Annotated in this window: 1 protein-coding gene; it reads left to right on the top strand. The window is 68.4% G+C overall.

What is annotated here, in order from left to right:
- The coding region (locus ACFWJO_RS38670; protein ID WP_386872888.1) for a YbfB/YjiJ family MFS transporter at positions 1–247 on the top strand (247 nt) is incomplete at both ends.

Below are 247 nucleotides of genomic sequence, written 5' to 3'. Positions count from 1 at the left end.
TGGTTGCCCTGCTCATCCAGGCCGTCGGCATCGCGCTGCCCGCCGTCGTCGCCGGTGTCGGCCCCGCCCTGATCTCCGCCTTCCTGTTCGGTGCCACCTTCCTCGGCGTCGGGTCGTTGGCACTGGGTATCGGAGCGCATCTGCAGTTTCCGCGTGCGGTGGCGCTGCTGACCACCGGATACAGTGTCGGTCAGATTCTCGGCCCCCTCGCCGTCACTCCGTTGCTGCACGACGGCTACCACCAGGC

This window comes from Streptomyces sp. NPDC127092, from assembly GCF_042722475.1.
GTDB lineage: Bacteria > Actinomycetota > Actinomycetes > Streptomycetales > Streptomycetaceae > Streptomyces.
The sequence above is the reverse complement of the archived record's forward strand: the minus strand, read 5'-3'. Positions and strand labels throughout refer to the sequence as shown.